Source organism: Cystobacter fuscus (assembly GCF_044360685.1).
Classification (GTDB): domain Bacteria; phylum Myxococcota; class Myxococcia; order Myxococcales; family Myxococcaceae; genus Cystobacter; species Cystobacter fuscus_C.
In genome coordinates, this window is sequence record NZ_CP043491.1 from 868,938 (window position 1) to 887,429 (window position 18,492).

Below are 18,492 nucleotides of genomic sequence, written 5' to 3' on the forward strand. Positions count from 1 at the left end.
CGGCTCCACGGGGTTGGGAACAAGCCTCACTCTCGACAGGAGCCGCCGTGAATCCTCGGACCCGTTCCTCCGCCCGCCCCCAGACCGGAAAGAAGAAGGTGCGCAAGGCCCGCCCCGCCGCGCGTCAGGCCCGGGCCCGCCCCCGCAGGAGTGCGTCCACCCGGGCCCTGGAGACCCTGCTCGACTCCCTGCGTGCCGTCACCGCCGGGGATTTCTCCGTGCGCCTCACCCCCGAGGCCCAGCCCCGCTCGATGGAGGAGCTCGCCCATGCCTTCAATGCCATGGTGGCCATGAACCAGCGCATGCAGGACGAGCTCGTCCGCGTGGAGCGCGTGGTGGGCCGCGAGGGCCAGATGGCCGAGCGCGCCTCGCTCGGCCACGTGAGTGGTGGCTGGGCCTCGAGCCTCGGCTCCATCAACTCGCTCATCGCGGACCTCGTGCAGCCCACCACCGAGGTGGCAAGGGTGCTCGGCGCGGTGGCCCGGGGAGATCTCACGCAGAAGATGGCGCTGGACCTGCCGGGTCAGCCCGTGAAGGGCGAGTTCCTGCGCATCGGCACCACGGTGAACGCCATGGTGGATCAGCTCAGCTCCTTCGCCGCCGAGGTGACACGCGTGGCGCGCGAGGTGGGCACCGAGGGCAAGCTGGGCGGCCAGGCGCGTGTGCCCGGGGTCGCGGGCACGTGGAAGGACCTCACCGACAGCGTGAACCAGCTCGCCAACAACCTCACCGCCCAGGTGCGCAACATCGCCGAGGTGACCACGTCAGTGGCGCGCGGTGACTTGTCCCGGAAGATCACCGTGGACGCGCGCGGCGAGGTGCTCGAGCTCAAGAACACCGTCAACACCATGGTGGACCAGCTGCGCTCCTTCGCCGGCGAGGTGACGCGCGTGGCGAAGGAAGTGGGCACCGAGGGCAAGCTCGGGGGCCAGGCGGATGTGCCCGGCGTGTCCGGCGTGTGGAAGGACCTCACGGACAACGTGAACCTGATGGCCACCAACCTCACCACCCAGGTGCGCGGCATCGTGAAGGTGGTGACGGCGGTGGCCAATGGCGACCTGTCCCAGCGCCTCGTGGTGGACGCCAAGGGCGAGGTGGCGGCGCTCGCCGACACGCTCAACAGCATGACGAAGACGCTGGGCATCTTCGCCGACCAGGTGACGAGCGTCGCCAAGACGGTGGGCGTGGAGGGCAAGCTGGGTGCCCAGGCCGACGTGCCGGGGGTCGCGGGCACGTGGAAGGACCTCACCGACAACGTGAACCTGCTCGCCAACAACCTCACCGCCCAGGTGCGCAACATCGCCGAGGTGAGCACCGCCGTCGCCCGGGGCGACTTGTCCAAGAAGATCACCGTGGACGCGCGCGGCGAGGTGCTTGAGCTCAAGAACACCATCAACACCATGGTGGAGCAGCTGCGCTCCTTCGCCGGCGAGGTGACGCGCGTGGCGCGCGAGGTGGGCACCGAGGGCAAGCTGGGCGGTCAGGCCGACGTGCCCGGCGTGTCCGGCACGTGGAAGGGCCTCACGGACAACGTGAACTTCATGGCCAGCAACCTCACCAGCCAGGTGCGCAACATCGCGCTGGTGACCACGGCGGTGGCCAATGGGGACCTCTCGCGGAAGATCACCGTGGACGTGAAGGGGGAGATCCTCGAGCTCAAGGACACCATCAACACGATGGTGGACCAGCTGCGCTCCTTCGCCGCCGAGGTGACGCGCGTCGCCAAGGAAGTGGGCACCGAGGGCAAGCTCGGGGGCCAGGCCGAGGTGCAGGGCGTGTCCGGCGTGTGGGAGGACCTCACGGACAGCGTGAACTCGATGGCCTCCAACCTGACCAACCAGGTGCGCAACATCGCCAAGGTGACCACCGCCGTGGCCATGGGTGACCTGAGCAAGAAGATCACCGTCGACGCCAAGGGCGAGATCCTCGAGCTCAAGGACACCATCAACACGATGGTGGATCAGCTCAACGCGTTCGCCTCGGAGGTGACGCGGGTGGCGCGCGAGGTGGGCACCGAGGGCAAGCTGGGGGGACAGGCGCGCGTGCCCGGCGTCGCGGGCACGTGGAAGGACCTCACGGACAACGTGAACCTCATGGCGCGCAACCTCACCACCCAGGTGCGCGGCATCGTGCGCGTGGTGACGGCCGTGGCCAATGGCGACCTCACCCAGAAGCTGGTGGTGGACGCCAAGGGCGAGGTGGCGGCGCTCGCGGACACCATCAACAGCATGACGGACACGCTCGGCATCTTCGCCCAGCAGGTGTCCAGCGTGGCGCGCGAGGTGGGCATCGAGGGCAAGCTCGGCGGACAGGCCAAGGTGCCCGGAGCCCGGGGCGCGTGGCGGCAGCTCACCGACAACGTGAACCAGCTCGCTGGCAACCTGACGACCCAGGTGCGCGCCATCTCCGAGGTGGCCACCGCCGTGACCAAGGGCGACCTCACGCGCTCCATCTCGGTGGATGCCCAGGGCGAGGTGGCCGCCCTGAAGGACAACATCAACCAGATGATCGTCAACCTCAAGGAGACGACCCAGAAGAACACCGAGCAGGACTGGCTCAAGACGAACCTCGCCAAGTTCTCCGGCATGATGCAGGGCCAGAAGAACCTGGAGGCCGTCTCCCAGCTCATCATGTCCGAGCTCACGCCCCTGGTCTCCGCCCACCACGGCGCCTTCTTCCTCATGGACACCGAGGACGGCGTGCCCGTGGCCAAGCTCACCTCCAGCTACGCCTACCGCGAGCGCAAGACGGTGGCCAACCGCTTCCGGCTCGGCGAGAGCCTCGTGGGCCAGTGCGCCCTGGAGAAGAAGACGCTCCTGCTCACGCACGTGCCCGCCGACTACATCCGCATCACCTCGGGCCTGGGCGAGGCCACGCCCCTCAACATCATCGTCCTGCCCGTGCTCTTCGAGGGCGCGGTGAAGGCCGTCATCGAGCTGGCCTCCTTCCACCCCTTCAGCACCATCCACCAGATCTTCCTGGACCAGCTCACCGAGAGCATCGGCGTGGTGCTCAACATGATCATGGCCAACATGCGCACCGAGGAGCTGCTGCGTCAGTCGCAGAGCCTCGCCAACGAGCTGCAGAGCCAGTCGCGCGAGCTCACCCAGCAGCAGCAGGAGCTCAAGCGCTCCAACTCGGCCCTGGAGGCCCAGGCGCTCGAGCTGGAGGAGAAGGCCAAGCTGCTCGTGCAGCAGAACATCAAGGTGGAGGAGAAGAACCGCGAGGTGGAGCAGGCACGCGCCTCGCTCGAGGAGAAGGCCGAGCAGCTCTCGCTCATCTCCAAGTACAAGAGCGAGTTCCTCGCCAACATGAGCCACGAGCTGCGCACGCCGCTCAACAGCATGCTCGTGCTCGCCAAGCTGCTCGCGGACAACCCCGAGGGCCTGCTCAACGCCAAGCAGGTGGAGTACGCCGAGACCATCTACTCCTCGGGGGGAGACCTGCTCTCGCTCATCAATGAAATCCTCGACCTGTCCAAGGTGGAGGCGGGCAAGATGCAGGTGGAGCCGCGGGACGCCGCGGTGGTGGAGCTGGTGGACTTCGCGCGCCGCACCTTCGGGCCCGTGGCCGAGCAGAAGGATCTGGGCTTCATCACCGAGGTGTATCCGGACGTGGCGGCCACCGTCTTCACGGACCCCAAGCGCCTGCAGCAGATCCTCAAGAACCTGCTGTCCAACGCCTTCAAGTTCACCAGCACGGGCCAGGTGACGCTGCGCATCCGCGGGGCGGACGAGGAGGATCGCTTCTCCGCGCCCGAGCTGGTGGACGCCGAGCAGGTGCTGGCCTTCTCCGTCATCGACACGGGCATCGGCATCCCCGAGGACAAGCAGAAGCTCATCTTCGAGGCCTTCCAGCAGGCCGATGGCACCACGAGCCGCAAGTACGGGGGCACGGGCCTGGGCCTGTCCATCAGCCGCGAGCTGGCGCGGCTGCTCGGCGGGGAGATCCGGGTGAAGAGCGCCCGGGGCGAGGGCAGCACCTTCACCCTCTACCTGCCGCGCAGCTACAACGGCCTCGAGCGGGGCGTGGAGGCGCCGGCCGATGCGGACGTGGGCTACCTGCCCATGCTGCGCGAGCTGTTGCCCCGGGGCGAGGTGCATGACCTCCCGGCGTCGTCCGTCACCTGGGTGGACGACCGCAACGAGGTGGGCCCGGAGGATCGGGTGATGCTGGTGGCGGTGGCGGATGGGGACTTCGCCAGGGGCCTGGTGGACATCGCGCACCAGGAGGGTCTCAAGGCGTTGGTGGCCCCCCGCGGCGACGTGGCGCTGTCGCTGGCCCAGCGGCTCAAGCCCTCGGCGATCGTGCTGCAATTGGATCTGCCCATCCTCGATGGGTGGAGCGTGCTGGACCGGCTCAAGCGCGACCCGCGCACCCGGAGCATTCCGGTGCAGGTGGTGAGCGTGGATCGGCTGCGCGGCGGCTCGTGCGTCGGCTGCTTCGTCTACCTCGACCGGCCCTTCTCGCCCGAGGCGCTCCAGGGCGCCTTCAGCCACCTGGTGCTCCCGGAGGACGGAGGGCCCCGGAAGCTGGGGCTCGTGGATCCCCGCTCCGAGTTGAGCGAGTGCGTGCGGCAGCTCTCCGCGAGCGGGGGGGCCCTGGACATGACGGTGCTGGAGCCGTCCGCCGTCGTGGAGGCGCTGGACCGGGGCGAGGTGAATGTGGTGGCACTGGACCTGTCCTCTCCGGGTGGACGGGGACTGAAGCTGCTCGTGGAGCTGGTGCGCCGGCCTGGCCGCCTGCCCCCCGTGCTGCTCTACAGCGGCGCACAGCTTCCGCCGGATGACGAGCGGCGCCTGCGGCGCTCGGCGGAGTCCGTGCTGCTCGAATCCTTCGCCCGCTCACCCGAGGGAATGCTCGCCGAAATGGGGCGGTTCATGCGCCGCGTGGGTGAACAGTCACGAGCCATCGCCGATGCACGGGAAACCCGGCGCCGCCTGCTCGCGGGCCGCGAGGTGTTGCTGGTGGACGATGACGCCCGCAACATCTTCGCCCTCACCAGCGTCCTGGAGAACCACGGCATGCGGGTGACGTTCGCCCAGGACGGGCGTGCCGCCATGGAGCTGCTGGAGAAGAACCCGGGACTGGATGTGGTCCTGCTGGACGTGATGATGCCGGAGATGGATGGCTACCAGGCGATGCGCGCCATCCGCGCCGACCCCCGGTGGGCGTCGCTGCCGGTCATCGCCATCACGGCCCGCGCCCTCAAGGACGACCGCGAGAAGTGCCTCGAAGCGGGAGCCTCTGACTATCTTTCGAAGCCGGTGGACATCGATCGGCTCCTGGAGCTGCTTTGCCGTTGGGTATCACCTCGCGGGGGGAACTGATGATGGAAGCGACGACTTGGACGGGAGACGGCCGCATGACCGGCTCTCGGGAGGGGCGCGCGAGCCTTTCCCGGGCCCGTATCCTGGCCGTTGATGATCACTCGCCCAACCTGCTCGCCCTCGAGGCGACGCTGGGAGACCTGGGCGAGGTGGTGAAGGTGCAATCCGGAGAAGAGGCCCTCCTGCGTCTGTTGCGCGAGGACTTCGCCCTCATCCTGCTGGACGTGCAGATGCCCGGCATGGATGGCTTCGAAACGGCCCGGCTCATCAAGGAGCGCGAGCGCTCGCGCTTCATCCCCATCGTCTTCCTCACCGCGCGCAGCCGCGACGCCTCGCACGTGTTCCGGGGCTATGCCCAGGGCGCGGTGGACTACGTCCTCAAGCCCTTCGCGCCGGAGATCCTCCGCTCGAAGGTGGCCGTCTTCGTGGAGCTGTTCCTCAAGGAGCAGCAGCTCAAGCGCCAGGAAGCGCTGCTGCGCCAGCGTGAGCGCGAGACCCTGGAGCGTGAGAGCGCGTACCGCTACCGCGTGCTGGCCGATGCCATGCCCCTGTGTGTGTTCTTCGCGGACGCCCAGGGCCGGCTGCGCCAGGGCAATCGCGCGTGGTGCGACTTGTCCGGTCTGCCCGCCGGCGAGGTGGAGGACCTATGGCGCTCGGAGGCCGTGCACCCCGAGGACCGCGAGGGGGCGTACGCGGCCTGGTGCCACTCGGTGCTCACCGGCGAGTCCTTCGAGGTGCAGTTCCGCATGCGCCGCCACGAGGACGGTGCCTTCCGCTGGTTCCTGGGCCGGGCCGTGCCGGAGCGCAACGGCCAGGGGCTCATCACCGGGTGGATCATCACCGCCACGGACATCGATGACCCGAAGCGCGCGGGCGAGGCCCTAGCGCGGGCGAACGCGGCGAAGGATGCCTTCCTGGCGGCGGCCTCGCACGAGCTGCGCACGCCGCTGGCGGCGGCGAAGATGCAGGTGCAGCTCGCCGAGCGCAAGTATGGCGAGGAGATGGGTGAGGGGCCGCGCCGGGCGCTCGCGGGGCTCAACCGGCAGGTGGACCGGATGACGAAGCTCGTGTCGGATCTGCTCGACGTGAGCCGGCTGCTCACGGGCCGTCTGTCGTTGGAAGAGGAGGAGTTCGACCTGGTGCCGCTCCTGCGCACCGCGTGCGAGCGCCTGCAGATGCTCACCTCCGAGCACTCGTTGCTCCTCGATGTCCCCGAGTGGTTGCCCATGTGGGGCGACCCGGGACGCATCGAGCAGGTGGTGACCAACCTGGTGTCCAACGCCGTGCGTTACTCGCCGCAAGGCGGCACGGTGCGGCTGCGCGCGTGGGTGGAGGGGGGCGAGCTGGCGCTGGGGGTGAGCGACGAGGGCGTCGGCATTCCCTCGGAGAAGCTGGCGCTCATCTTCGAGCGCTTCGGTCAGGCCCATGGCGCGCGCTATGGCGGGCTGGGGCTGGGGCTGACGATTTCGCAGGGCATCGTCGTGCAGCATGGTGGACGCATCTGGGCGGAGTCCTCGGGCATCGAGGGCGAGGGCAGCACCTTCCAGGTCCGCCTGCCCCTGCACTCCAGCGAAGCGGACCGTGAGCTCTCCTCCTGAACGGGTAGGATGGGCACATGGCGAAGCGCACCCGCATCATCGAGGGAACCTGGAACTGCACCTCGTGCGACACCCGCGACATCCCCGCGCGGTTTCGCAAGTGCCCCACGTGCAACAACCCGCGTGAGGAGTCCGGCCAGGAATCCGAGTTCGATTTCGGAGAGGTGGACGCGGCCTCGGGCAGGCTCAAGCGCGGGGGCACCCAGGACGAGAAGGCCCTGTCCGCCGCCGGTGCGGGCGCGGATTGGTTCTGCGAGTACTGCCAGGCCTCCAACCGGGGTGACACGGCGGTGTGCCATCACTGCCGCGCCGAGCGTTCCAGTGCCTCGCGCGCGCTGTCGGAGGAGGAACTGCTCGCCGCCGCGCCGCCTCCCGTCGCGCGCAAGCGCTCCCTTCCCCGGTGGCTGCTCTACGCGGGCGTGGGCGTGTTCGTCCTCTTCGGCAGTTGCGTGGGGTTGGCGATCTGGGGCTCCATCACCCATGACTATCCGGGGCGCGTGGTGTCCACCGATTGGACCCACACGGTGCGGCGTCAGAGCTTCCAGCGGGTGAAGCTCGAGGGGTGGCGGGACGAGCTGCGCCAGGCCGCTGCCCGGATGCCCGTGAACGGGCAGGGAGAGGTGGCGGGGGTGGAGAACATCCGCGACTGCGTCAGCCGGCAGCGCGGCACCCGCCAGGTGGCCGTCGGCACCCGCGAGGTGTGCTCGAACAAGACGCGCTCGGTGGCGTGCGGCACCGAGGAGAAGTGCACGACGAAGAAGCTCGGCAATGGCTACGCGCAGGAGACGTGTCACGACGTGACGAAGTACTGCGACGAGACGTACCGCGACTGCCATGACGAGACGCAGTACCGCACCGAGCCCGTCTTCGCGCAGAAGTGCGCTTATGACACCTACCAGTGGAAGCAGGTGGATGAGCGCACGCTGTCCGGCCACGAAGACGCCCCGCGCTGGCCCGAGCTCCAGGCGGGTGCCCTGGACAGGCTGGAGCGCGAGGCGAAGTACCGCGTCCAGGTCGAGTACACGGATGGCGCCACCAAGACCCACGTTGTCGAGCCGAAAACCGAGGCCGAGTTCCTCTCCTGGAAGAAGGGCACGCCGCTGTCGCTGAAGGTCAGCAACTCTGGCAAGGTCGAGCAGGTGACTCCGGGGGGCGGCAAGTCCCCGGCTGGACGCGAGGAGACAGGCCGATGAGCGGTGAGGCGGTGCGGTTCGAGCCCGGCGAGGCGTTCGCCCGGCGCATGGACGCGGAGGATCCGTTGCGCTCTTTCCGCGAGGAGTTCCTCTTTCCCGTCCATGGCGACGGGCACGAGCTGTACCTGCTGGGCAACTCCCTGGGCCTGCAGCCGCGCAAGGCGAAGGAGTACGTGCTGGCGGCCATGGAGGACTGGGCGCGGCTGGGCGTGGATGGGCACTTCAAGGGCTCGCCGCCGTGGATGGAGTTCCACGTGGGCCTGGGCGAGCAGATGGCGCGGGTGGTGGGCGCTCGGCCCGAGGAAGTGGTGGTGATGAACACCCTCACGGTGAACCTGCACCTGATGATGGTGTCCTTCTACCGGCCCACGCCCGAGCGCTCGAAGATCCTCATGGAGGCGAGTGCCTTTCCCTCGGACCAGTACGCGGTGGCCGCGCAGGTGCGCCACCATGGCTACGCGCCCGAGCAGACGGTGATTCCGCTCGCGCCCCGCCCGGGGGAGGAGACGCTGCGCCACGAGGACATCCTCGACACCCTCGAGCGGCACGGGAAGGAGATCGCCCTGGTGCTGCTGGGCAACGTGAACTACCTCTCCGGCCAGGCCTTCGACATGGCGGAGATCACCCGCGCGGCGCACCGGCAGGGTTGCCGGGTGGGGTTCGATCTGGCGCACGCCGCGGGCAACCTGAGGCTGTCCCTGCACGAGGACGGGCCGGACTTCGCCGTGTGGTGCTCGTACAAGTACCTCAATGGCGGCCCGGGCGCGCTGGGCGGCGTCTTCATCCACGAGCGCCACCTGCGCGATGCGTCCCTGCACCGGCTGCCGGGCTGGTGGGGCAACGACAGGCGGACGCGCTTCCAGATGAAGCCGGACTTCGAGCCCGCGCCGGGCGCCGAGGGCTGGGTGCTGTCCAATCCGCCCATCATCCAGATGGCGGCCCTGCGCGCCTCGCTGGAGCTGTTCGACCGCGCGACGATGCCGGCCCTGCGCGCCAAGAGCGAGAAGCTCACGGGCTACCTGGAGTTCCTCATCGACCGGCTCCCGGAGGGCTTCGTGCGCAGCCTCACTCCGAGGGATCCGAGGCAGCGCGGCGCCCACCTGTCGCTGCGCTTCACGAAGGATCCCCAGCGCATGCTGGAGACGCTGCGCGCGGAGGGCATCCACTGTGACTTCCGCTACCCGGACATCATCCGCGCCGCGCCCGTGCCCCTCTACAACAGCTTCCTCGACGTCCACCGCTTCGTGAGCGTGCTCGAGCGCTACGCGCGCGGCTGAGCCCCGCGGCTCACAGCAGGGACTGGATGGCCTCGACGATCCGGGGCCACTCGCGGGCCTTCGGGTTGATGACCTCGAAGTGTCCCGCCCCGGGCAGGCGCACCAGCCGCACCTTCTCCCCGAGCGAGGCGGCCCGCTGCTGGTAGCCCTCGCTGAGGCTCACCGGCACGGTGTCGTCCTCGGTGCCGTGGACGAGCACCTGCTGGACGCCCAGGGGCAGCAGCGCCGAGGGAGAGCCGAGCCGGTAGCGCTCGGGCACCTGGGTGGGGGTGCCCCCGAGGAAGGACTCGACGATGCCGTCGCCCAGGCGCAGGGCGAAGGCGCGCTCCAGGTCCACCACGCCCGCGAGCGAGACGGCGCCCCGGGGCCGCAGCGGCTGGTCCGTGTGCAGGGGCTGTCCGGCCTGGAGCCGTCCCCGTGCCGCGAGCCAGAGCGCCAGGTGGCCTCCGGCGGAGTGTCCGATGATGACCACGCGCTGGAGATCCAGGGGGTGGCGTGTGGCGAGGGTGCGCAGGAAGTCGGTGCCGAGCGCCACGTCCTCGAAGGTGCCCTTCCAGCCGCCGTCCGGATGGCCCACGCGCCGGTACTCGAGGCTCCAGGTGGCCAGGCCCCGCCGGGTGAGGTCCGCGCACAGGTGGCCCACGTGCTCCAGGTCATAGCGCGCGCGCCAGAAGCCGCCGTGCACCACCACCACCACGGGGTGGGGGCCCTTGCCCGGGGGCAGCCGCAGGTCGCCGAACTGGTGGGTGATGCCGCCGTAGGCAATCCGCTCGTCGGCGGGCGGCGCGGGGGTCTCCAGCATCCAGGTGGGGCTCATGAGGGGCGGAGCATGAGGGAGCAACGGTGGGGGGAGCAAGCCGGGAGGGGGGCGGGGTACCCCCGGGATGTCGGGAGCTGATCGCGGCGGTGATCAAAACGGTTTTCTGGCCGCCGAGGGGGCGGTAGGAACGGGCCGCACCCGGGGACCTTCCGGGCCCAGCCGTCGAAGGAGCTGCGATGACCGAGCGTCAATTGTGGGAGCGCTACCAGAAGCACCTGTGCGGGGTGGAGTCCGTGGGGCTGACGCTGGACGTGTCTCGGATGAACTTCACCGATGACTTCCTCGCGCGCATGCGCGGCCCGTTGGACAAGGCCTTCGACGCGATGGAGGCCCTGGAGAAGGGCGCCATCGCCAATCCGGACGAGAAGCGCCGCGTGGGCCACTACTGGCTGCGTGCCCCCGAGCTCGCGCCCGAGCCCGCCCTGACCAAGGACATCCAGGACGCGGTGGCGGCCATCAACGCCTTCGCCGGGGACGTGCACGCGGGCCGGGTGAAGCCTCCGGGCGCCGCGCGCTTCACCCGCGTGCTGCTGGTGGGCATTGGCGGCTCGGCGCTCGGGCCGCAGCTCGTGGCGGACGCGCTCGGCTCGGCCGCGGACAAGCTGCAGGTGTTCTTCCTCGACAACACGGACCCGGATGGCATGGACCGCGTGTTCACGCAGCTGGGCGACTCGCTGCGCGAGACGCTCGCCGTGGTCATCAGCAAGTCCGGCGGCACGAAGGAGACGCGCAACGGCATGGTGGAGGCCGAGCGCGCCTGGAAGCGCCAGGGGCTGGACTTCGGCGCGCACGCGGTGGCGGTGACCGGCGAGGGCAGCGAGCTGGATCGTGTCGCCAAACAGGGCAAGTGGCTGCGCACCTTCCCCATGTGGGACTGGGTTGGCGGACGCACCTCGGTGTTGTCGGCGGTGGGCCTGTTGCCCGCGCGGCTGCAGGGGCTGGACACGGACGGGATGCTCGCGGGCGCGCGGGACATGGACGTGGCCACGCGCGTGCGGGACGGGCTGCGCAACCCCGCCGCGCTCCTGGCGCTCATGTGGTTCCACGCCGGAGGGGGCCGGGGCCAGAAGGACATGGTCATCCTGCCGTACAAGGACAGGCTCATGCTCCTGTCCAAGTACCTCCAGCAGCTGGTGATGGAGTCGCTGGGCAAGGAGCTGGACGTGTCGGGCGCGGTGGTCAACCAGGGCATCGCCGTGTACGGCAACAAGGGCTCCACGGACCAGCACGCCTACGTGCAGCAACTGCGCGAGGGCGTGAACAACTTCTTCGCCACCTTCGTGGAGGTGCTCAAGGACCGCGACGGCGAGTCCATGCAGGTGGAGCCGGACATCACCAGCGGCGACTACCTCCTGGGCTTCCTGCTCGGCACGCGGCGGGCGCTCTTCGAGAAGGGCCGCGAGTCGATGACCCTCACCGTGCCGGACGTGAGCGGGCGGACGCTGGGCGCCCTCATCGCCCTGTACGAGCGCGCGGTGGGGCTCTACGCGTCGTTGGTGAACATCAACGCCTACCACCAGCCGGGCGTGGAGGCCGGCAAGAAGGCCGCGGGCGTGGTGTTGGAGCTGCAGCGCAAGGTGTTGGCGCGGCTGCGCGCGGAGCCCACCAAGGCCCAGTCCGCCGAGGAGCTGGCCCGCGCCGTGGGTGCTCCGGACGAGGTGGAGACGGTGTTCAAGGTGCTCGAGCACCTGGCGGCCAACGCGCCCGCGGGCGTTCGGCGTGAGCCGGGCTCCAGCCGCTTCGACGCCCGCTTCCGCGCGAGCTGAGCCTGCTCGTTCGTGGGGGAGGGGGACATACACGACCTCCCCCGCCCGGGGCTGTCCAGAGACTCCCGGGCTATTGGATGGTGCACACCCGCCGCGCTAATCTGTTCGATGCTCGTCGTACCCCAGGCTTCCAGGGTAATGCGAATAGCGAGAGAGAACAGAACTGGGCCGACAATGGTCTGGTCCAGGCTGAGGGGGTTCCCGTGAAGCGCGTGCTACTCGTGGAAGACAGCAACACCATCCGGCACATCCTCAAGGTGTACCTGATGCGCCTCAAGTTGGACTTTCTCGAGGCGGAGAAGGCCGATCATGGCTTGCGGTTGTTGATCACCCAGCCGGTGGATCTGGTGATCGCGGACTTCAACCTGCCGGGCTCGATGGATGGGGTGGAGCTGGTGCGCCGGATACGCGCCAGCGAGTTCACGCGGGTGCGGCAGGTGCCCATCGTGCTGCTCACCGGAGGCAAGGCCCCGGACCTGGAGGCCAAGGCCCTGCAGGCGGGCGCCTCCGAGTTCGTGCGCAAGCCCATCTCCATCGACGCGCTGGCGGCCGTGGCGCGCCGGCACCTGGCGCTGAGCGAGGCGGACACGCTCGGGGTTTGAGCCCGGCGAGCCCGTCCCAGGCCGCCTGTCTGCCCTTCGGGCATGCGGACATGCCTTGCCCATGACGCGCCGCGTGTGACGGCGCTTCGCTCGCCCGATGCTTACCTCTCCAGGCAGTTCGTGGAGGGGTCAGGATGGGTGGGCGAGCGTGGGCGCGGTGCGTTCGGGTCGGGCTGTTGTGTCTGATGATGGCGGGCTGTGGGACTCCGGTGGGGCCGGAGGCCTCCTCTCGGGATGGAGAGGATTCCGCCCCGCCCCCGGTGCCTTCCGCGCCGGTCTCGCCGCCTCCGGGGGAGACTCCGCCCCCGGGTGGCGGGCAGCCTCCGGCTCCGGATACCGAGCCGCCTCCGCCGACTCCCACGGTGTGCGCGCCCACGGGAGCGGGACCCTATTGGCTCCAGGAGGGTGAGCCGCTGACCGTCACGCTCCGGTGTGGCACGGGCCACACCGCGCCGGGGCTGCGCTTCACCGTGTCACCGCTGCCTCCCGGGGCCACGGTGGACGAAGTGGAGGGCCTGCTGCGCTGGACGCCCGCGAAGGGTCAGGCCGCGGTCTGGAACCTGAGCGTGACCGAGCGGAGCACGGGCGAGACGGGCGCGCTCAAGCTGGGCGTGGCGGTCCGGCTCGTGTCTCCCCGGGCCGTCCAGATGTTGGATCCGCTCACGTACACCGAGGAGTACGGCCTGCCGGTCTTCCACCTGAGTTTCGAGGGCGAGCTCACGGCGGGTGGCTACCGGCCCGTGCAGGTCGTCTACCGGGGGCACCGCTACACCATGGAGGCCCAGTACCGGGGTGCCACCTCCAGCGTCTTCCCCAAGCGCAACTACACCTTCAAGTTCCCCAAGGACGAGCCGTTCTCCGAGCCGGAGCTCGCCGGAGGCTCCTTCACCGGCCGCCGGAAGCTGGTGCTCATCACGTCCTTCAATGACAACTCATACATGCGGCCGCGGCTCGCCTTCGACCTGTGGAACCGCATGTCGGCGGACCACATCCAGATCAAGACCTTCAGCGCCATCCTCTATGTGAACGGCCGCTTCCATGGCGTGTTCACCGTGGCGGACCACGTGGACGAGGACCTCATGGAGCGCCACGGGTTGTCGAAGGACGGCGACCTGTTCAAGGCGGATGCGGCGGACGCCAACTTCTCGCGCGTGACCAAGAGCGGCGCCGCCAAGACGGAGCTCAAGGCGGGCTTCGAGAAGAAGGAGGGCAAACCCAAGGATGGCTGGGTGGGCGCCTACGACACCATCAACGCCCTCACCGCCTTCATGGCCGACGCGGACCCGGAGACCTTCGTCGCCCGGCGGGGCGAGTGGCTCCACCCGCTCGATTACGAGGACTGGTGGATCTTCAATACCGCCATCCTCGGCACGGACTCGAGCGCGAAGAACGCCTACCACTACTTCGATCCGGTGAGCCGGGCGCCCTGGCGCTTCATCCCGTGGGATCTCGACGCGAGCTTCGGACAGCTCTGGGACACGCGCCGCATCGACGCCGGGGCCCTGCCCGACTTCACCGGCGACAACCGCATCTTCGCCCTCCTGCTGGCGGATCCGCGGGTGGCCACGCCCCTGCGCGAGCGCTACCGCTCGCTGCTGCATGGCCCGTTGAGCAAGCAGGAGGTGCTCGCGCTCATCGACGGGTACGCGCGGGAGCTGCGCATCCCCGCCGCGCGGGACGAGGCGCGCTGGCGCGAGCAGTACCTCACCTTCACGCGCTGGGCGGATCGCACCGACTTCACCACCCACGCGGAGGAGGTGGCCTACCTGCGCCAGTGGGTGGAGCAGCGGTGGGACCTCTTGGAGCGCCAGCTGCCGTAGGGCTCAGGTGCCCTGCTCGATGAGCTCCACCCGGTAGCCATCCGGGTCCTCGACGAAGGCGATGACGGTGGTGCCGTGCTTCATGGGGCCCGGCTCGCGCACCACCTTGCCACCGGCCTGGCGGATGGCGTCGCACCTGGCGCGGATGTCCTGCACGCCCAGCGCGATGTGGCCATAGGCGTTGCCCAGCTCGTACTTCGAGGTGTCCCAGTTGTGGGTCAGCTCCAGCGCGGGGTGGGTGTCCTCGGGGCCGTAGCCCACGAAGGCCAGGGTGAACTTGCCGTCCGGGTAGTCCTTGCGCCGCAGCAACTTCATCCCCAGGACGCGGGTGTAGAAATCGAGCGACTTCTCGAGGTCGCCCACGCGCAGCATCGTATGGAGGATTCGCATGCCTCCTAGATAACCCGGGCGATGCGGCTCCACGCCTGTAATCGACGTTGCAGCGCGAGCAGCGTCCACAAGTCCGAGGCGTTGTCGGGAGCCAGGCCCGCCAGGGCCCGCTCCAGGTGGGGCAGGGCCTCCGTCTCTCCCCACTCCGACAGCCGGCGCAGCGCGGACAGGGACGTGCCTACCTCCAGCGCGGCCAGCAGCGTGTCCACCACGCGCGCACTGCGCTCGCGGCACAGCCGGTCCACCGCCTCGTGGCGCTCCTCGAAGGTGGCGGTGGCGTCGCCCAACACCGAGGCGAGCGCCTGGAAGGTCTCCGTGGGCAGCACGGGGGCCCGTGGCTCGGGAGGTGGCCAGTATTCGAGCGTGATGCCGGTGGGCCCCGCCGTGCTGCTTTCCCGGCGCACGCCGTCCCCGTCCAGCAGCTCCAGCAGCCGCCCGGCGGAGGGTGTTCCCACGCGCAACACCCGCCGGGCCCGCTCGGCGAGCACGTCCGACTGGCCGAGCAGGTGGATGCGCAGCACGTCGACCTGCGCGTCGGGGCAGGCCTCCTTGTCCACCCGCTTCCACTTCACGAAGACCTCGGCGAGTCCCCGTCCCTCCACGTACCAGCGGTACTCCAGCCACACGGCGCTCTGCCGACCGTCGAACCGGGAGTCCCCGGGTTCGTTCATCCGAGCGGCGCCTTCCTCCACTCCTTGGAAGGAGGCATCCAGCAGGGCCTGTACATCCTCGAGTCGCATGCGTTGACCCGTCCTCCTTGGTGCGGCTGGTGGGCTTCCGGGCAGTTGCCTCCCTGCACAAGAAGCCCAGGTTCAAACTTCCTCGTCGGGCAAGAGCGTGCGCAGCAGTTCGTCGTCGGGGCTGAGCGGACGCCAACCGGGCGGTGGCGGCGTGGCGAAAAGCGCATCACCGGCCCGCCTGACGCGTTCCTCGTATTCTTCTGGAGTGAATGCGGACCATAAACCGAGTGCCTCGGCGACCTTGAAACGGTTGCCGTCATCCAGCACGGCCGGCCAGCCCTCGGGGAGACTCTGGGACAGCTGACGCACGAGCACATCGCGCACAAGGCGCGTGACCTGCTTGCGCTGCTCCGCCTCGGCGAGCAACCCGCTCAACACTTGTACCCCAGCGACGTCATCGCCCAGCTCCTCAGCCAGCACGTACAGTGGGATGGCAGGGCGCGCCTCGGCGAAGGCCGTGACGGAATCGAAGCCCCGCTTGCGGACCCGCTCACGCAGGCGGACGCTCCAGTTGCCCTCCCAAGTACGTCCGTTGCTCATCGCCCTCTCCAAGGGGTCAGATTCATCGGGAGGTTGTACTGCTTCATGGCCTTCGCTACGAGGCTCAGGATTTCATTCCGCGTCAACATCCGCTCGGAGGCGATGGTGCGCGGAGGCTCAACGCTGAGCCCCTCCGCTGACCCAACTGGAGCCGCCTCGTGCAGCGTGTGTAGCGCAAGTTCAGGTGCAATCATCGTCGCGCAGCCGCTGGTCAGCAGGGTCAGGGCGAGCAGCAGGCCCGTACACCGTGCCCGCAGAGCGCCTGCCCGCAGATTGCCGGGCATTTCCCCATGCGACGCCAGCGGCAACACCAGTAACGTAGACGTCATCAGCGTCTCCAACGGGGGTCGCCCACTCTAGCCAGGGGGTTGCAAGAGGGTGGGACTCATCGGCTAGCGTGGCGGCGTGTTCGTTCCAGTGCTTCTCGTCGTGTCCCTGGTGGGTGCTGCTCCCGCCGAACGCGTGGACCTCGTCTTTGGTGGCGACATCATCCCCCATGATGGGGTGAAGCAGGCCGCGGCCGAACATGCGCTGCGCCAGCCGGGAGACGCCGCTCGCGCCGTGTCGCTCAACCACGAGGGCTGGGACTTCGTCCTCGAGCCCATCGCCCGGGAACTGCATGCCGCGGACATCGCGGTGGTGAACCTGGAGACGCCCATCAGCGGCAATCCCCGCGCGCCCACCGCGCCCCTCATCTTCGACGCGCCGCCCCAGCTCGCGCACGCGCTCGTCTCCGCGGGCGTGGACGTGGTGTCCATCGCCAACAACCACGCCTTCGATCAGCGCCGCGCGGGCATTCCCTCCACCTGGTCGCACCTGGATGCGGCGGGTCTGAAGCACGTGGGCTCGGCTCCCACCGAGGCCATGGCGTGGGAGCCCCTGGTGGTCGAGCGCAAGGGGATGCGCGTGGGCCTGCTGTCCATCACCCGCTGGCTCAATGGGGCGAGCAACCCGGATGACCCGGACCGCTCCCCCCACGTCGCCTACGTGCCCTACCCCACGAAGAAACGGCTGGGCCTGACGCCCGAGGCGGCCGCGGCCCTGGTGGGCTCCGCCGCCCGGCGCTGTGACGCGCTCATCGTCATGGTCCACTGGGGCACGGAGTACTCCCACAGCCCCAAGCCCGAGGACCGTCGGCTGGCCCAGAGCCTGCTGGAGGCTGGAGCGCTCGCCGTCGTCGGCCACCATCCCCATGTGTTGCAGCCCGTCGAGTCCTACCGCACCCGCGCGGGACGCGACACGGTGGTGGCCTTCTCCCTGGGCAACCTCATCGCCAACCAGGATGGGCACTACGTCCATGGGGCGGGCGCGGAGGCGCGGGGCCGCAAGCGGGACTCCATGTTGTTCCGGCTGTCGCTGTCACGTCCCCAGCCGGGGGCGCCCGTGGAACTCGCGGGCACGTCCGTGCTGCCGGTGTGGATCGACACCAACCACGTGGTGGCACTGCGCGAGCGCCAGGGGCAGCATCGCATCCAGCCCGTGCTCCTCGACGAGGAGCTGAAGACCCTGAGCGGCCGACTCCTGGCGTTCTCCGCCAGCGGTCCGCCGCGCAAGGTCCGCGAGGAGCGCCGGGAACTCGAGCGCCGGCTCGACCTGGCCCGGCGCCGGCGCGCGCTCATCCTGCGCATGACCCTGCCCCCGTCCGGGGGCGAGGGCGTCGTGTCGCCCGCTGCTTCCGTGAGGGGCGTGAACTAGCTACCGGGTCGAGGAGCTCGAGCCGCTCTTGTACATGCTGTCCGGATTCACCTGATCCTGGTTCTGGCCGACGTCGGAGCCGCTCACGTCGTCCGAGCCACTCGTGCCCAGGTCGGAGCCGGTGCCGCCCGTGCCCGAGCCGCCCGTGCCGAGGTTGGAGCCGGTGCCGGTGCCGGTGCTGCCCGTGCCCGGGTCGGAGCCGGAACCGCCCGTGCCTGAGTCACTGGTGTCCAGGCCGGAGCCCGTGCCACCCGTGCCGAGGTCGGAGCCCGTCGTGCCCGAGCCCCCCGTTCCCAGGCTGCCCGAGCCCGTGCCGGTGCCACTCGTGCCCGAGCCACCCGTGCCCGGATCGAGCGTCGTGTTGCGGTCCGCGTCCGGGGTGACCGTGCTGCCGCTCGTCCCAGTGTTGGGCTCCTGCGTGCCGGGGTTCAGCGTGGTGTTGCCACCGCCCTGGGAGGGATCGATCGCGTCGCCCTGCGAGGGCAGGGTGCCCGTGGGGCCGGAGCCGCCCGTGCCCTGGCCCTGGGAGTCGATCACGTCGGGGGGCAGGATGTTCTGATCATTCGTCGTGGAGCCGCCCGTGCCCTGGGTCGTGCTGCTTCCTTGCTGGGTGCCTTGCGCGCCGGACTGCGCCTGAGCCCCCGCCTGGCCGGCGCTCAGCAGCATCGCTCCCGCCAGCATGCCCACCAGGGCGAACCGCTTGGTGTTCTTTCCAGTCATG

The 18,492-nt window shown here is 69.5% G+C and carries 14 protein-coding genes; 8 read left to right on the top strand and 6 right to left on the bottom strand.

What is annotated here, in order from left to right; translation table 11 throughout:
- Positions 1–47: 47 nt before the first annotated feature.
- From F0U63_RS03670 to kynU, 4 genes are read left to right on the top strand one after another with little or no spacing between them, the layout of a single operon-like run.
- Positions 48–5,330, top strand: a complete 5,283-nt coding sequence (locus tag F0U63_RS03670; protein WP_395843734.1) for a HAMP domain-containing protein — start codon at positions 48–50, stop codon at positions 5,328–5,330.
- A gap of 35 nt (positions 5,331–5,365) precedes the next feature.
- On the top strand, positions 5,366–6,928 hold the full coding sequence (locus F0U63_RS03675) for an ATP-binding protein (RefSeq protein WP_395843736.1): 1,563 nt from the start codon (positions 5,366–5,368) through the stop codon (positions 6,926–6,928).
- A gap of 17 nt (positions 6,929–6,945) precedes the next feature.
- On the top strand, positions 6,946–8,121 hold the full coding sequence (locus F0U63_RS03680; protein WP_395843738.1) for a hypothetical protein: 1,176 nt from the start codon (positions 6,946–6,948) through the stop codon (positions 8,119–8,121).
- The gene (gene kynU / locus F0U63_RS03685; protein ID WP_395843740.1) at positions 8,118–9,398 is read left to right on the top strand and encodes a kynureninase; all 1,281 of its coding nucleotides are present in this window, start codon (positions 8,118–8,120) and stop codon (positions 9,396–9,398) included. Before F0U63_RS03680 ends, kynU begins: the two co-directional genes overlap by 4 nt.
- A 10-nt stretch (positions 9,399–9,408) precedes the next feature.
- On the opposite strand, the gene F0U63_RS03690 is transcribed toward kynU, so the two are convergent.
- The gene (locus tag F0U63_RS03690; RefSeq protein WP_395843742.1) at positions 9,409–10,215 is read right to left on the bottom strand and encodes an alpha/beta hydrolase family protein; all 807 of its coding nucleotides are present in this window, start codon (positions 10,213–10,215) and stop codon (positions 9,409–9,411) included.
- Positions 10,216–10,394: 179 nt separating this feature from the next.
- Between F0U63_RS03690 and F0U63_RS03695 the strand changes: the two genes are divergently transcribed.
- The 3 genes from F0U63_RS03695 (at position 10,395) to F0U63_RS03705 (ending at position 14,406) form a co-directional block, all read left to right on the top strand.
- Entirely contained in the window at positions 10,395–11,984 is a 1,590-nt protein-coding gene (locus F0U63_RS03695; RefSeq protein WP_395843744.1) for a glucose-6-phosphate isomerase, read from the top strand.
- A 203-nt stretch (positions 11,985–12,187) separates the two neighbouring features.
- Positions 12,188–12,586 carry a response regulator gene (locus tag F0U63_RS03700; protein WP_395843745.1) on the top strand — a complete coding sequence of 133 codons (399 nt, stop codon included), beginning with the start codon at positions 12,188–12,190 and terminating at the stop codon, positions 12,584–12,586.
- 260 nt (positions 12,587–12,846) lie between these two features.
- Complete coding sequence (locus F0U63_RS03705; protein ID WP_395843747.1) at positions 12,847–14,406, top strand: CotH kinase family protein; 1,560 nt, start codon at positions 12,847–12,849, stop codon at positions 14,404–14,406.
- A gap of 3 nt (positions 14,407–14,409) precedes the next feature.
- Here the strand turns inward: F0U63_RS03705 and gloA are convergent, their stop codons facing one another.
- The 4 genes from gloA to F0U63_RS03725 all read right to left on the bottom strand — a co-directional run bounded on the left by gloA (position 14,410) and on the right by F0U63_RS03725 (position 16,405).
- Positions 14,410–14,796, bottom strand: coding sequence for a lactoylglutathione lyase (gene gloA, locus F0U63_RS03710; protein ID WP_395843749.1), 387 nt, complete (start codon positions 14,794–14,796; stop codon positions 14,410–14,412).
- Between the two features lie 5 nt (positions 14,797–14,801).
- On the bottom strand, positions 14,802–15,536 hold the full coding sequence (locus tag F0U63_RS03715) for a hypothetical protein (RefSeq protein ID WP_395843751.1): 735 nt from the start codon (positions 15,534–15,536) through the stop codon (positions 14,802–14,804).
- Between the two features lie 72 nt (positions 15,537–15,608).
- Positions 15,609–16,076, bottom strand: a complete 468-nt coding sequence (locus F0U63_RS03720; RefSeq protein WP_395843753.1) for an NUDIX hydrolase — start codon at positions 16,074–16,076, stop codon at positions 15,609–15,611.
- A complete protein-coding gene (locus F0U63_RS03725; protein ID WP_395843755.1) occupies positions 16,073–16,405 on the bottom strand; it encodes a hypothetical protein in 333 nt (110 codons plus the stop codon). Before F0U63_RS03725 ends, F0U63_RS03720 begins: the two co-directional genes overlap by 4 nt.
- Before the next feature lie 76 nt (positions 16,406–16,481).
- Here F0U63_RS03725 and F0U63_RS03730 point away from each other — a divergent pair, with 76 nt between their 5' ends.
- Positions 16,482–17,771, top strand: a complete 1,290-nt coding sequence (locus tag F0U63_RS03730; RefSeq protein ID WP_395843757.1) for a CapA family protein — start codon at positions 16,482–16,484, stop codon at positions 17,769–17,771.
- Here the strand turns inward: F0U63_RS03730 and F0U63_RS03735 are convergent, their stop codons facing one another.
- Positions 17,772–18,491, bottom strand: coding sequence for a hypothetical protein (locus tag F0U63_RS03735; RefSeq protein ID WP_395843759.1), 720 nt, complete (start codon positions 18,489–18,491; stop codon positions 17,772–17,774).
- Position 18,492 lies beyond the last annotated feature (1 nt).